This window comes from Spirillospora sp. NPDC052269 (assembly GCF_040679435.1).
In the GTDB taxonomy this organism is placed as follows: Bacteria; Actinomycetota; Actinomycetes; order Streptosporangiales; family Streptosporangiaceae; genus Spirillospora.
This window is the reverse complement of sequence record NZ_JBFAUU010000011.1, coordinates 212261-225814: the sequence shown is the minus strand read 5'-3', so window position 1 is coordinate 225814 and position 13554 is coordinate 212261. Positions and strand designations below refer to the sequence as shown.

Genomic DNA, 13554 nt, shown 5'->3' with positions numbered 1-13554 from the left:
TCTCCCGGGTATCGCTGCACGCATTGCACAGCCAAACCGCACGCCGTGCATACCATTGCTCCGAGAAGTTGATCAATACTCTCGCTTAGCTGCAGGTCAACGCGAGGGAAGCACATGGGTTTCAAGCACGGCTCGGCGCGGTTCGCCGGGGTTCTGGGTGTGGCGGCGCTGAGCGTGACGCTGTCGGGCATGATGCCCGCGGCAGCGGACCAGGCGTCGGGCGGGGGTAAGGATGCCGTCGAGTCGGTTCCGTTCAGCCACATTCCCGCCGACATCCGGCAGAAGATGCATGACCAGGAGCCACTGAAGAAGGCCGCGTCCAAGATCTCCTGGGCGATGGAAAAGAACGGACACGGCGGGTTCGCGGGTATCGTCCTGCAACCCAAGTCGGTCGAATTGTGGTGGAAGGGCAAGCTCCCCGCCGCGGTGAGCAAGGCCGTCGGCCAGGCACGCGGCACGGCACCGGTCGAGGTGAAGCCCGCCCGCTACTCCCAGGCCGAACTCAAGGCAGCGGCCGCCGGACTGATCGCCGACATGAAGAAGGACCCGGCCTATCCCATCAGCCAAGTCGCCGGCTCGCTCAGGGGAGACGGACTCGTCCTCACCACCAATAACAAGACCAAGGCACTCGCGGCACAGGCCAAGACCATCTCCGGTGTCCCGGTGAGCTATGTCGAGGGTGACGTCCCCAGCGTCGCCGGCCGGTACGACGACTCACCGTCCTACTACGGGGGTGGCGCCATCCTCAACGACGACATCAAGGGCGACAACAAGTACCGGTGCACTGCGGGGTGGGCGGTCTCCGATGGCAGCGGACACAGCTACCTCTTGACCGCCGGTCACTGTGGCCGCGTCGGAGGCGGCTGGCACAACGGCGCCTGGACTACGGACGGGACCGGCCGGTGGATCGGGCGGGCCGTCCGGGAGAACGTCGAGCATGACCTGCTCCTCATCGACGCCGACTCACAGGGACGTATGTGGGACGGCAGTTGGCGGGGCGACTTCACCAAGGGCGTCATCGGCTGGGACTGGGCCTACGCGAACGAGTGGGTCTGCCAGTCCGGCTCGACCAGCGGCGCCGTCTGCGGAATCCAGAACACGACCAACTTCACCTACGTCGGCTGGTTCAAGCCCGACGCCTACGGCAACTCCGAGTGGTACACCGACTTGGTCGTCGCCCGTCGTACCGACGGCGGACAGCCGGCCCACCTTGGCGACAGTGGCGGACCGGTCTTCTCCACCAGCGGGACCTACGACGTCGTGGCCAAGGGGACGGTCACCGGTATCGACGGCGGCTCCACGCTCTACTACCAGGACTTCGGCACGGCCTGGCGCGACTTCGGGATCAACGCGAAGATGGGCTGACAACGGTCGTCCTCAACACGTCGGTTTCGATGACATGGCAACCCGGGACAGTCGCTTCGGTGGCCGTCCCGGGAGGCACAACGGTCAGGCCGACCACCACGGCCGTGGTCGATTCGAGCATCGGACCCCATTGGCAAGGGACTCACCCGGCGCTCTGCGCGGGACACACCGATCTCGCCGACGAGGGGTCTACGGGCGAGATCTACGATGACCACCATGGAACCGGTCCCCGCCGTCGTCCATCTGGACAGTCCCTTCATCAACTTCCGAGACTTCGACTTCGGCGAGGGCTCCCACGGCTTCCGCTGGGTCGACCTCAAGCGTTTCCGGCTGTCGCCCGAGGCGTTGGACGACCGAGACGTGCTGGCCGCCTTGATCGCGCATCCTCAGTTTCGGGACACCTACGACGGATCCGGCGTCCAGGACTGGCCGCGGCACGGTCAGTGGTGGCTCGACCGCATCGCCCCTGGGACGTACGAGGCCGTCGATGCCGCTACAGCCGTCGACAGCATCCGCTCGTGGGCCGACCAGCATGGCGCCGTCCCAGAACCACTCGCATCACGCCTGCGCCAGGAGATCTACGCCCCGATCCGCGAGGCGACCAGCAGGTACCTTCTGGGACGGCTTCCAGAGGATGCATTCCACGACTACGGCCCCATCCACATCGATTTCCACGAGCTACTCCTCATCAACCGTCCGGCAGCGACGCTCACCCTCCTCGTCGCAGCCGACGACTAACGCCCTCGGCACCGTCAGTTCCCTGTGGTCACGGCCGTCCGACGCCGCGACACTCACCGGCGGCGGATTACCGGCGATCGCCCGGATTTGTTCCGCTGCCAGTAGTGCCCCTCATCCGAGCCGCCGCCGAGTTCCCCCGAGTTCGTGCTGGCCGACTGCCGACATGTCCATAGTTCAGGGCGATGCCTCCCATGCCGGCGCACGGCGAAAGCGATGCGCATCTGCTCAGGCTTCGTTCGACGCGAGATTCTGATCAACGATGTGTCTTTGCTGTTGAAGGACCCGGGGCGCCATCCGGCCGGGCGGTGGGAGGATGCGCCAGCGTTCTTCGCGCATCTCCACCCGCCAGGACCTATGGGCCGTGCTCGATACAAAAGGTCGCGTCGCGACGTGGAAGTCCATTTCTCCCGGGAATCGCTGCACGCATCGCACAGCCGAACCGCACGCAGTGCATACCTTCGCTCCGAGAAGTTGATCAATACTCTCGCTTGGCTGCAGGTCAACGCGAGGGGAACTCATGGGTTTCAAGCACGGCCCGGCGCGGTTCGTCGGGGTTCTGGGTGTGGCGGTGCTGAGCGTGACGCTGTCGGGCATGGTGCCCGCGGCGGCGGACAAGGCATCCGGCGGCGGCAAAGACGCCGTCGAGGCGGTTCCGTTCAGCCACATTCCCGCCGACATCCGACAGAAGATGCATGACCAGGAACCACTGAAGAAGGCCGCGTCCAAGATCTCCTGGGCGGTGGAAAAGTCGGGACGCGAACACAGCGGGCTCGCGGGCATCGCCCTGCAGCCCAAGTCGGTCGAGGTGTGGTGGAAGGGCAAGCTCCCCGCCGCCGTCAGCAAGGCCCTCGGTCAGGCGCGCGGCATCGCGCCAGTCGAGGTGAAGCCCGCCCGCTACTCCCAAGCCGAACTCAAGGCGGCCGCCGCCGGGCTGATCGCCGATATGGAAAAGGACCCGGAGTATCCGATCACCCAGGTCGCCGGCTCACTCAGAGGAGACGGACTCGTCCTCACCACCAAGGACAAGACCAAGGCACTCGCGGCACAGGCCAAAACCATCTCCGGCGTCCCGGTGAGCTATGTCGACGGCGGCGTCCCCAGCCTCGACGGCCGGTACAACGACTCACCGCCCTACAAGGGGGGTGGCGCCATCCTCAACGACGACAACCAAAGGCGTTGCACTGCCGGGTGGGGCGTCATCGACGTCTACGGCAACAGTTTCCTCCTGACCGCCGGTCACTGCGGTCGCCCCGGAGGCGGCTGGCACAACGGCGAATGGTCGGGGGGTGGGACGGGCGAGTGGATCGGGACGGCTTCCCGGGAGCACGTCGGGCACGACCTGCTCCTCATCAACGCCGATTCGCAGGGACGTATCTGGGACGGCAGTAGTTGGGGCGACTTCACCAAGCGCGTCGCCGGCTGGGACTGGGCCTACGCCAACGAATGGATCTGCCAGTCCGGCTCGACCAGCGGCGCCGTCTGCGGAATCCAGAACACGGACAACTTCACCTATGCCGGCTGGTGGGACGACCTCTACGGCAACTATGAGTTCTACTACGACTTGGTCGTCGCTCGTCGTACCAACGGCGGACTGCCGAGCCAGGGTGGCGACAGCGGTGGACCGGTCTTCGCCGTCAGCGGCAGCGGCGACGTCGTGGCCAAGGGGACGGTCACCGCTCACGACGGCTCCACGATGTACTACCAGGACTTCGGCACGGCCTGGCGCGACTTCGGGATCAACGTGAAGATCGGCTGAACCAACGGCCAAGCCCGCTCGCGGTGGGCCGGGATCGGGGCACCGTCCGCGTCGATGAGGGTCCGGCTGGCGGGCGGGTCGTGTGCCCGCGGCCGGTCATCGCGGTGAGCGCGAGGCACAGATAGTTCGTTGACGAATAATTCTTTGACGAACTATATTGCGGCTCACGTTCAGAGCGGCGGCGGTCGCCCTCGTCCTGGGGCGACCGGATCCTCGTCCGGGCCGCCTTGATGCACGGATGGCCTCGCCGACGGTGATCTTCGAGGGAGAGGTCTCGTGGCCGAAGTCCTGAGTCCGCGCGAGGTGTTCCTGAAGCTCGTGTACGGCGTGTGTGAAGGGCGTGAGGAAGAGGTGCTCGGGCTGTACGCCGAGCAGACCCACGTGGAGCACCCGTTCCATCCGCTCGAGGCTCCCCCACTGCGGTCCGTCGAGGAGCTGCGCGCGCACTTCGGGGTCCGTTCTCCGGCCGGCGCCCCCGCGGGGCACACGTTGCTGCGGCGGCCGGCCGGGATCGTCGTTCACGAGACCGCGGATCCCGAGGTCATCGTGGCCGAGTTCCGGTACGAGGGGACCGTGGCGGAGACCGGCGAGGCGTTCGCCTTTCCGGGGATCTTCGTCATGCGCGTCCGCGACGGGAAGATCGTCGAGTCCCGCGACTACCTGGACCACCTGCGTTCCGCTCGGGCTCGCGGGCAGCTCGGCGAGGTTCTCGACGCGGTCAGGGAGCACCACACCGCATGACCGGACCGGCGTCCGCCCGGTGAGGCGGACGCCGGGAAACGCGGGTCAGGGTTGGGCGGTTTCGGCTTCGACGGTCTGGCGGTCGAGGTCGGCGTCGGTGCGGGCGAAGCCCTTGGGCGGGGTGTAGGGGCGGAGGTAGGTCTGCTTGAGGCCGGGGACGCGGTCCTCGATCACGTACGTGGCCTTGGTGGTGGCCGCCGCGCCCGGAGTCCGGACGGTCGGGACGGTCTTGAAGTCGGCCTTCATCTCGTCGCGGCCGATGCGGGTCAGGACGTAGCCGCGCTGGTTCGAGTAGAACTTCAGCGCCGGGTTGTTCTTGAACCAGGGGTGCGTGCCGTCGCCGTCCGTGCCGTCGCCGCCGGTGGTGATGGACGAGCAGACCAGTTCGCTGCCGACGGCCGGGGCGGACGGGTCGTCGTAGTCGAGCTTGAGGTCGCCCGCCCAGTGCGCGTGGACGTCGCCGGTCAGGACGACGGCGTTGCGGACGTTCGCGTCCGTCCAGCCGCGGGTGATGCGCTCGCGGGACGCGGTGTAGCCGTCCCAGGCGTCCATGCTGGTGACCTTGAGAGGGCCGGCGTCGCGGTCGCGCTGGCCGAAGAACACCTGCTGGCCGAGGACGTCCCAGCGCGCGGCGGACCGGCGGAACCCCTCGATCAGCCACCTCTCCTGGACGCCGCCGGTGATCGTCCGGGACGGGTCGTCCGCGGCGGCGCAGTTCTTGTAGCCGTCGCCGCACGCCTGGTCGTCGCGGAACTGGCGGGTGTCGAGCATGTGGAAGTTGGCGAGGCGGCCCCAGCGGACGCGGCGGAAGAGCTGCATGCCCGGCCCCTGCGGCAGTGAGCTGCGACGCAGCGGCATGTTCTCGTAGTACGCCTGGAACGCGGCGGCGCGGCGCTTGAGGAAGCCGGCCGTGTCCGGGGTGTCGGAGTCCTCCTCGGGGACGGCCCCGGCCCAGTTGTTCTCGACCTCGTGGTCGTCGAAGACGACCAGCCAGGGCGCGGCGGCGTGCGCGGCCTGGAGGTCGAGGTCGCTCTTGTACTGCGCGTACCGGTGCCGGTAGTCGGCGAGCGAGACGGTCTCCGGGCCCTCGTGGTCGCGGACGTTGCCGCCCGGGATCGTGTAGTCGCCCTTCTTGTACTCGTACTGGTAGTCGCCGAGGTGGAGGACGAGGTCCGGTTCGTCCTCGGCCAGGCGGCGGTACGACGTGAAGTAGCCGTGCTCGTACTGGGAGCAGGAGACGAAGGCCATCGCGAGGGCGCCGCCGAAGCTGTGCGGGTGCGGCGCGGTGCGGGCGCGTCCGGCGGGTGACACGTGGGCGTCGACGCGGAACCGGTACCAGTACTCGTGTCCGGCGGCCAGGCCGTTCAGCTCGACGTGGACGCTGTGCGCGGACGCGGGGCGCGCCTGCGTCGTCCCGCGCCGGACGATCCTGCGGAACCCCTCGTCCGCCGCGACCTCCCATTCGACCTGGCAGGCACGTGCGGGCATGCCGCCGAGGCCGTCTTCGGCGTGCGGGTCGACGGCCAGGCGCGTCCAGAGGACGAAGCCGTCGTGGTCGGGGTCGCCGGACGCGACGCCCAGCGTGAACGGGTCGCCGGGCAGGCCGCGTCCCGGCTTCGCGGCGGCCGTGGCGGACGGGGCGCCGGACACGGTCAGCGCGCCCGCCGCGCCGAGCGCGAGCGAACCGGCGAGCACGGATCGGCGTCCGAGAACAGGGGTGGGGGAAGCCGCGGCGGGGGTGTGAGGAGCTTCGGGCATGGAGACCTCTCGGGGGGATCCGACGGGTGATCGTCGGACAGCGTTCCGAGCGGCCGTGTCCCCGCCGCGGCCTGCGCGTGACGTGCGGAGGTACACGGGGGAAACGAAAAATGATCTTGCGAAGCGGGACGCAGGAGCCGGAGGGAGTGTTAAACTCGGGAACCTTGGCTCAACTACAGACAATAAACCCAGCCTGAAAACAAGGATAGCAAACGACATGGAGACACGTCAACCTCGTCCCGTCAAGCCGGACGGCGTGTCCTTCCAGGACGAGGGTGGGGCGAGGCCGGTGAACACGGAGAACACGGAAGCGGTGGACGTGGGAGCGGAGGACGTGGTCGTGACTGGCGCGGGGGCTGAGGATGCCGTCCGGATGGCGTTGCGCGAGGAGGCGGCGCGGGTCGGGTACATGTACGCGCGGCTGGACGCGGAGCGCGACGGGGCCGAGCGGGCGCTGCGCGAGGGGCCGCTCAGCGGAGGCGGCTCCGTACTGCAGGCGCACGTGGAGAAGACGGTCGCGACGGACGAGGCGGCGCGCACGCTGTCCCGGCTGCTCGGCGTCGAGCACGGGCTGTGCTTCGGGCGCGTCGACCACCGTCCCGACGTCCCCGGTGAGCAGGGCGACACGTTCTACATCGGACGGATCGGGCTGCGCGACGAGGACCGCGAGCCCCTGCTGATCGACTGGCGTGCCGCGGCGGCGCGTCCGTTCTACACGGCCACGCCGTCCTCCCCCGGGACGCTCGCGCGACGCCGCCACCTGCACACACGTCGCCGCGAAGTGGTCCGCGTCGACGACGAGGTGTTCGACCTCGACGGCCTCGGCGAGGACGCGCGCCGCTCGGTCGTCGGCGAGGCGGCGCTGCTCGCGACGCTGCGGCGCGGCCGGACGGGCCGGATGAGCGACGTCGTCTCCACCATCCAGCAGGAGCAGGACGAGGTGATCCGCTCCGGGCTGCACGGCGTCCTGGTCGTGCAGGGCGGACCGGGCACCGGCAAGACGGTCGCGGCGCTGCACCGCGCCGCCTACCTCCTCTACACCCACCGTGACGTGCTGGAACGCCGCGGCATCCTGGTCGTCGGGCCGAACCCGACGTTCCTGCGGTACATCGAGCAGGTGCTGCCCGGGCTCGGCGAGACCGACGTCGTCCTGACCACGGCCGGCGACCTGTACCCGGGGGTCCGCGCGACCGTGCACGACGTCCCGGACGTCGCGGTCGTCAAGGGCGACCACCGCATGGCCGACCTCGTCGAGGCGGCCGTCGAGGACCGGGAGCGGGCGCCGGAGGGCGGTTTGTCGGTCCCGCTGGACGACCTGACCCTGAACGTGGACGCCGAGGTCTGCGCCCAGGCGAGGCAGCGGGCGAAGGTGCTGCGCGCGCCGCACAACGTCCAGCGGCGGGTGTTCGTCCACGAGCTGCTGGAGGCGCTCGCGACCGACCGCGCCGAGCAGTACGAGCGGATGATCGAGGAGCCGCTGGAGGCGCTGATCGCCGACAGCGGCGGCAAGAAGCCCAAGTGGCTGCTGGAGCTGGAGGAGGACGCGGAGGAGACCCCGCTCCTGGACGAGACGGACCTGCGGCTCGCGAAGGCGGAGCTGTGGCAGCTGCCGCCCGTCCGCAAGGCGCTCGACGAGCTGTGGCCGGAGCTGACGCCGCAGACCCTGCTCACCGAGCTGCTCGCCGACGCCGAGGCGCTCGTCCGGCTGGGCGCGACGGCCGGCCTCACCGCGGACGAGGCGATGGCGCTGCACCGCGAGCCCGGTGCGGACTGGACGGTCGAGGACGTCCCGCTCCTGGACGAGGCCGCCGAGTGGCTCGGGCAGGACGACCCGGCCGCGCGGGCCCGGCAGCGCGCCGCCGCGGCCGAGCGCGCCGAGGAGGAGCGGTACGCGGCCGAGGTCATCAAGATGACCGAGGGCTGGTGGACGTCCCTGATGGACGCGTCCGACATCGCCGGCCGCCACCACGACGACGGCCCGGCCCGCACCACCGCCGACCGCGCCGCCGCCGACCGCGAGTGGGCGTACGGCCACGTCATCGTGGACGAGGCGCAGGAGCTGTCCGAGATGGCGTGGCGGATGGTGATGCGGCGCGTCCCGACGCGTTCGATGACGGTCGTCGGCGACACCGCGCAGACCGGCAGCCCCGCGGGCGCGCGAGGCTGGGGGCAGATGCTCGACCGGTACGTCCCCGGGCGCTGGCGTGAACAGCGCCTGATGGTCAACTACCGCACGCCGGCCGCCATCATGAGGGTCGCCGAGGACGTCCTGGCCGCCGTCGACCCGTCCCAGACGCCGCCCGAGCCCGTCCGCGACGACGGCCCGCCGCCCCGGGCCGTCCGGCTCGACCTCTCCGGCTCTCTCACGGGCCTGGCGGACCTGGTCGCGGAGGACTTCGCGGCCGTCGCCACCGGCCGCGACGGCGAGGGACGCCTCGCGGTGATCTCGTCGCTGTCGCACCACGCCGCCGTCCGCGCCGTCCTCCCGGACGCCCCCGCCGGTGCGACGCCGGAGGCCCTGGACGCCCCCGTCGTCGTCCTCACCGCCGAGGAGTCCAAGGGCCTGGAGTTCGACGCGGTGATCGTGGTCGACCCGTCCGGCATCACCACCGAACGCCCCCGCGGCGGCCACGACCTCTACGTCGCCGTCACCCGCGCGACCCGCAGCATGACCGTCGTTCACGACGACGACCTCCCCGAAAGCCTCTCCCGCCTCAAGAAGTAACCCCACCCCCCAGCCGCCGTGCCGCGCCCCCGCGATCCGGGACGCGGCACGGCCCGTTTCCGGCCGCTAGGACGCCAGGAGGCGGCGGAGGGTTGTGGGGGTTTGGTTGAGGTGTTGGCGGACGGTTCGGGTGAGGTGGGCCTGGTCGGCGTAGCCGAGGTCGGCGGCCAGGACGCTGAGGTTGGTCTCGCCGGATTCGAGGCGGTCGAGGGCCTGGGCCATGCGGACGCGGTGGCGGAAGCGGGTGATGGTGACGCCCAGTTCGCGGGGGAAGGCTCGGCTGAGGCGGTAGGGGGACGCGTCCAGCAGGGCGGCCAGGGAGATGAGGGTGTCGGAGGCGGGGTGGCCTTCGAGGATGGCGTCGCGGGCGGCGGCGACCAGGCGGCGGTCGGCGGGGCGCGGGCGGGTTCGGGACGGGGTGGAGGCGTCGACGGTGTCGCGGAGGGCGGTCGCGAGGAGGGTGAGCAGGTCCTCGCAGAGGGCGTAGTCGATGTCGCCGGTGCGGGCCGAGGCGAGGACGCGGCGGTGGGTCAGGTCGGTGCGGGCGTCGACGTAGAGGGTGTGGCGGTCCGGGGTCGTGGTGTCGCCGGCGAGGGTCCGCCAGAGGCGCGGGGTCACGGTGATGGACGTGCAGACGTCGCCGCCGGACGGGTGGGCGAACTGCTCCTCGTCGTCGGGGGCGCCGAGGTAGGCGCGGGTCGTGTCGAGGTCGGTGTGGTCGCCGGACGCGCGGCGGCGGAAGCGGCCGGTGCGGACGAGGACGAGGCGGTAGGCGTCGTGCACCTCGGCGGGCGACCAGTGCGCGTGGTCGGCGCGGCAGGTCACGGCGCTGACCGTGAAGTCGGGACGGATGGCCAGGGAATCGATGGTGAGCATCTCGGTCATTTCGGGCGCGCAAGGATGTTCAAGACGGGGGCCGCCGGGGTCGGCAGGCTGGTTCGGGTGCGGGGCGTTGGCCTCGCTACTCGTTCTGATGTTCGATTCTAGGAGTTCTCACCATGTCCGTCCTCACCAAGGTCGGCACGGTCATCATCGACTGCGCCGACCCCGCCGCCCTTGCCGACTTCTACCGGAAGGCCACCGGCTGGGAGGTCACCTACAGCGACGACGACGTCATCTACATCGGGGACGGGTCGGGTCCGCAGCTGGCGTTCCAGCGGATCGAGGGGTACGAGGCTCCGATGTGGCCCGGACCCGCCAAGCAGGCGCACCTGGACTTCAGCGTCGCGGACATGGAGGCCGCGGCGGAGGAACTGGTCGCACTGGGCGCCAAGCGGGCCGACGACCAGCCCGGCGACGGCGAGTGGATCGTGCTGATCGACCCCGCGGGGCACCCGTTCTGCATCGCGAGCTGATTTCCGGGAGGCCGGTGCGGGGTTTCCGCACCGGCCTTTCGTCCGGGCGATACCAAGCGTACGCTTGTTTGCCGGACGAACCGGAGGGACGGCGCATGCACGAGTACCGGAACCTGATCGGCGGGGAGCTGCGGGCGGCGGAGGGCGGCGGAACGCTCGACAGCGTGGATCCGGCGACGGGCGAGGTGTGGGCGCGGATCCCGCGGAGCGGGGCCCGGGACGCGGACGCGGCCGTCGTCGCGGCGCGCGCGGCGTTCCCCAAGTGGTCGGGGATGCCCGCGGCCGGGCGGGCGCACTACCTGCGGAAGGTCGCGGGGGTGTTCGCCAAGCACGCGCAGGAGCTGGCCGAGCTGGAGACGCGCGACAACGGCCGGACGATCAACGAGACCGCCAAGCGCGACCTTCCCGGCATGACCTACCTGTGGACGAACGCGGCGGCCGAGTGCGCCGCCGCCGTTGAGGGGCGGACGGTCGACTTCGGCCCGGGGAGCCTCGGGCTGACGCGGCGCGAGCCGTACGGGGTGACGCTCGGGATCATCCCGTGGAACTCCCCCATCTCGACGTTCTCGGCGAAGGCGGCGTTCGCGCTGGCGGCGGGGAACACCGTGATCATCAAGCCGGCGGAGCAGGCGACCGTGTCGTCGCTGCGGCTCGCCGAGCTGCTCAAGGACGTCCTGCCCGCCGGGGTGCTGAACGTGGTGTCGGGGCTCGGCGAGGAGGTCGGCGACCCGCTCGTCCGGCACCGCGGGGTCAACAAGATCAGCCTGACCGGGTCGGTGGAGACGGCGAGGCTCATCACCAAGGCCTCGGCGGACGCGCTGAAGCCGCTCGCGCTCGAACTCGGCGGCAAGTCTCCGAACATCGTGTTCGCCGACGCCGACCTGGACAGGGCCGCCGTCGGCGTCACCACGCAGGCGATCTTCACGGCGAACGCGGGGCAGATCTGCTACGGCGGGTCGCGCGTCCTGATCCAGCGTCCGGTCTACGACGAGATGCTGCACCGGATGAAGGGGATCGCGGCCACGATCCGGCTGGGCGACCCGATGTCGGCCGAGACGACGATGGGGCCGATCGTGTCCAAGGAGCAGTTCGAGCGCGTCACGTCCTACCTGGAGATCGGGCAGAAGGAGGGCGCCGAGCTGGTGTTCGGCGGACGCTCTGGGGCCGAGGCCGTCGGGGACGAGCGGTTCGCGGACGGCTACTGGGTCGAGCCGACGCTGTTCGCGACCGAGGACAACGGGCTGCGGATCTGCCAGGAGGAGATCTTCGGGCCGGTCGCGGTCGTCCTGCCGTTCGACACCGAGGACGAGGCCGTCGCGATCGCCAACGACTCGTCCTACGGGCTGGCGGCCGGGGTGTGGACGGCGGACCTCGGCACGGCGCAGCGGATGTTCCGCCGCCTGGAGGCCGGGACGGTCTGGGTCAACACCTTCCGCAAGGTCGTGTTCCCGCTGGAGGGCGTGAAGGACAGCGGCTACGGGCACGACTCCGTCCTCGCGTACACGCGCGAGAAGGCGGGCCTGATCGAGTTCTGATCCCTCAGCCGTCGAGGACAACGGCGACGGTGCGTGGGCCGCGCCGTCCGGCTCGTCCCCCGGTGACGAGCCGGACGAGGCCCTCGACGTGCGGCGGGCTACCTTCATAGGGGGCACGACGCTGCGTCGCGCCCTGGAGGGAGGACGCGGGGATGAGCGCGGAGACGGGCCGGGCGGCCGCGGATGTGGTGGGGCGGTTGCGCGGGGTTTTCGGGAGCGGGCGGACGAAGGGGCTCGCGTGGCGGCGGGAGCAGCTGCGTGAGCTGCGGGCGCTACTGACCGAGCGGGAGGCGGAGCTCGCGGAGGCGCTGCGCGCCGACCTCGGCAAGGGAGCGGTGGAGTCCTACGCCTCTGAGCTGGGGTTCGTCGTCAACGAGATCGACCACGCGCTGAAGCACCTGGAGCGCTGGACTCGGCCGGAGCGGGTCTCGGTGCCCCGCTCGCTGATGCCCGGGCGGGCCCGGACGGTGCGGGAGCCGCTCGGGGTCGTCCTCGTCATCAGCCCCTGGAACTACCCCGTGATGCTGGCGCTGGCGCCGATGGTCGGGGCGCTGGCGGCCGGGAACTGCGTGGTGCTCAAGCCGTCCGAGCTGGCCCCGGCGACGTCGTCCGCGCTGGCCCGGCTGATCCCCTTCTACCTGGACGACCAGGCGGTCACCGTCATGGAGGGCGCCGTCGAGGAGACGTCCGCGCTGCTGGAGCAGCGGTTCGACCACATCTTCTACACCGGGAACGGGCACGTCGGGCGGATCGTCATGCGGGCCGCCGCCGAGCACCTCACGCCGGTGACGCTCGAACTCGGCGGGAAGAGCCCGGCGATCGTCGAGTCCGGCGTCGACCTGGCCGCGACGGCGCGGCGGCTGGCGTGGGGCAAGTTCTTCAACGCCGGGCAGAGCTGCACCGCGCCCGACTACGTCCTCGCCGTGGGCGACGGGACGGCCGACGAACTCGAACGGCACCTCACCGACGCGATCCACGCGATGTACGGGGACGACCCGTCCGGCAGCCCCGACTACGGGCGGATCGTCAACGAGCGCCACTTCGACCGGCTCACCGCGCTCCTCGGCGGCGGACGCGTCGTCACCGGCGGCGAGCACGACCGGACGTCGCGGTACATCGCGCCGACCGTCCTCGGCGACGTGAAGGCGGACGCGCCGGTGATGGCCGAGGAGATCTTCGGGCCGATCCTGCCGGTCCTGCGCGTCCCGGACCTGGACGCGGCGCTCGCCTTCGTCAACGAACGCGACAAGCCGCTCGCGCTCTACGCCTTCACCGGCGACCCGGAGTCCAAGCGGCGGGTGCTGACCGAGACGTCCTCGGGCGCGGTCGGGTTCGGGCTGCCGAACGCGCACCTGACCGTCCCGGGGCTGCCGTTCGGCGGCGTCGGGGAGAGCGGGATGGGCGCCTACCACGGGCACCGCTCGTTCGAGACGTTCAGCCACGCGAAGGCCGTGCTCGACAAACCGCTCTCCCCCGACACGATGCGGGTCGTCTACCCGCCGTTCACCGCCCTCAAGGAGCGTCTGGTCCGGACCTTCACCTGAGCCGCGTCACTCCGCCGAGTATGAGCGGGACGACGTC

At 70.5% G+C, this 13554-nt stretch carries 10 protein-coding genes; 8 read left to right on the top strand and 2 right to left on the bottom strand.

Annotation, left to right across the window (positions count from 1 at the left end):
• The first annotated feature begins 114 nt into the window (after positions 1-114).
• From AB0L06_RS24515 to AB0L06_RS24500, 4 genes are all read left to right on the top strand, one after another.
• Positions 115-1365, top strand: coding sequence for a chymotrypsin family serine protease (locus tag AB0L06_RS24515; RefSeq protein WP_500233402.1), 1251 nt, complete (start codon positions 115-117; stop codon positions 1363-1365).
• A 216-nt stretch (positions 1366-1581) separates the two neighbouring features.
• Positions 1582-2103 (top strand): hypothetical protein, encoded by a 522-nt coding sequence (locus tag AB0L06_RS24510; RefSeq protein ID WP_500233401.1) that lies wholly within the window; start codon positions 1582-1584, stop codon positions 2101-2103.
• Between the two features lie 562 nt (positions 2104-2665).
• Positions 2666-3859, top strand: coding sequence for a S1 family peptidase (locus tag AB0L06_RS24505; protein ID WP_500233400.1), 1194 nt, complete (start codon positions 2666-2668; stop codon positions 3857-3859).
• Positions 3860-4135: 276 nt separating this feature from the next.
• Positions 4136-4600, top strand: a complete 465-nt coding sequence (locus AB0L06_RS24500; protein WP_500233399.1) for a nuclear transport factor 2 family protein — start codon at positions 4136-4138, stop codon at positions 4598-4600.
• 45 nt (positions 4601-4645) lie between these two features.
• On the opposite strand, the gene AB0L06_RS24495 is transcribed toward AB0L06_RS24500, so the two are convergent.
• Positions 4646-6358 carry an alkaline phosphatase D family protein gene (locus tag AB0L06_RS24495; RefSeq protein ID WP_500233398.1) on the bottom strand — a complete coding sequence of 571 codons (1713 nt, stop codon included), beginning with the start codon at positions 6356-6358 and terminating at the stop codon, positions 4646-4648.
• A gap of 373 nt (positions 6359-6731) precedes the next feature.
• On the opposite strand from AB0L06_RS24495, the gene AB0L06_RS24490 reads away from it, so the two are divergent.
• On the top strand, positions 6732-9083 hold the full coding sequence (locus tag AB0L06_RS24490) for a HelD family protein (RefSeq protein ID WP_500233539.1): 2352 nt from the start codon (positions 6732-6734) through the stop codon (positions 9081-9083).
• Positions 9084-9149: 66 nt separating this feature from the next.
• Here the strand turns inward: AB0L06_RS24490 and AB0L06_RS24485 are convergent, their stop codons facing one another.
• Entirely contained in the window at positions 9150-9959 is an 810-nt protein-coding gene (locus AB0L06_RS24485; RefSeq protein ID WP_500233397.1) for a helix-turn-helix transcriptional regulator, read from the bottom strand.
• 122 nt (positions 9960-10081) lie between these two features.
• Here AB0L06_RS24485 and AB0L06_RS24480 point away from each other — a divergent pair, with 122 nt between their 5' ends.
• From AB0L06_RS24480 to AB0L06_RS24470, 3 genes are all read left to right on the top strand, one after another.
• Positions 10082-10438: a VOC family protein gene (locus tag AB0L06_RS24480; protein WP_500233396.1), complete on the top strand. Its 357-nt coding sequence runs from the start codon at positions 10082-10084 to the stop codon at positions 10436-10438.
• Between the two features lie 95 nt (positions 10439-10533).
• A complete protein-coding gene (locus AB0L06_RS24475; RefSeq protein WP_500233395.1) occupies positions 10534-11973 on the top strand; it encodes an aldehyde dehydrogenase family protein in 1440 nt (479 codons plus the stop codon).
• A gap of 152 nt (positions 11974-12125) precedes the next feature.
• Entirely contained in the window at positions 12126-13517 is a 1392-nt protein-coding gene (locus tag AB0L06_RS24470; protein WP_500233394.1) for an aldehyde dehydrogenase family protein, read from the top strand.
• Positions 13518-13554 lie beyond the last annotated feature (37 nt).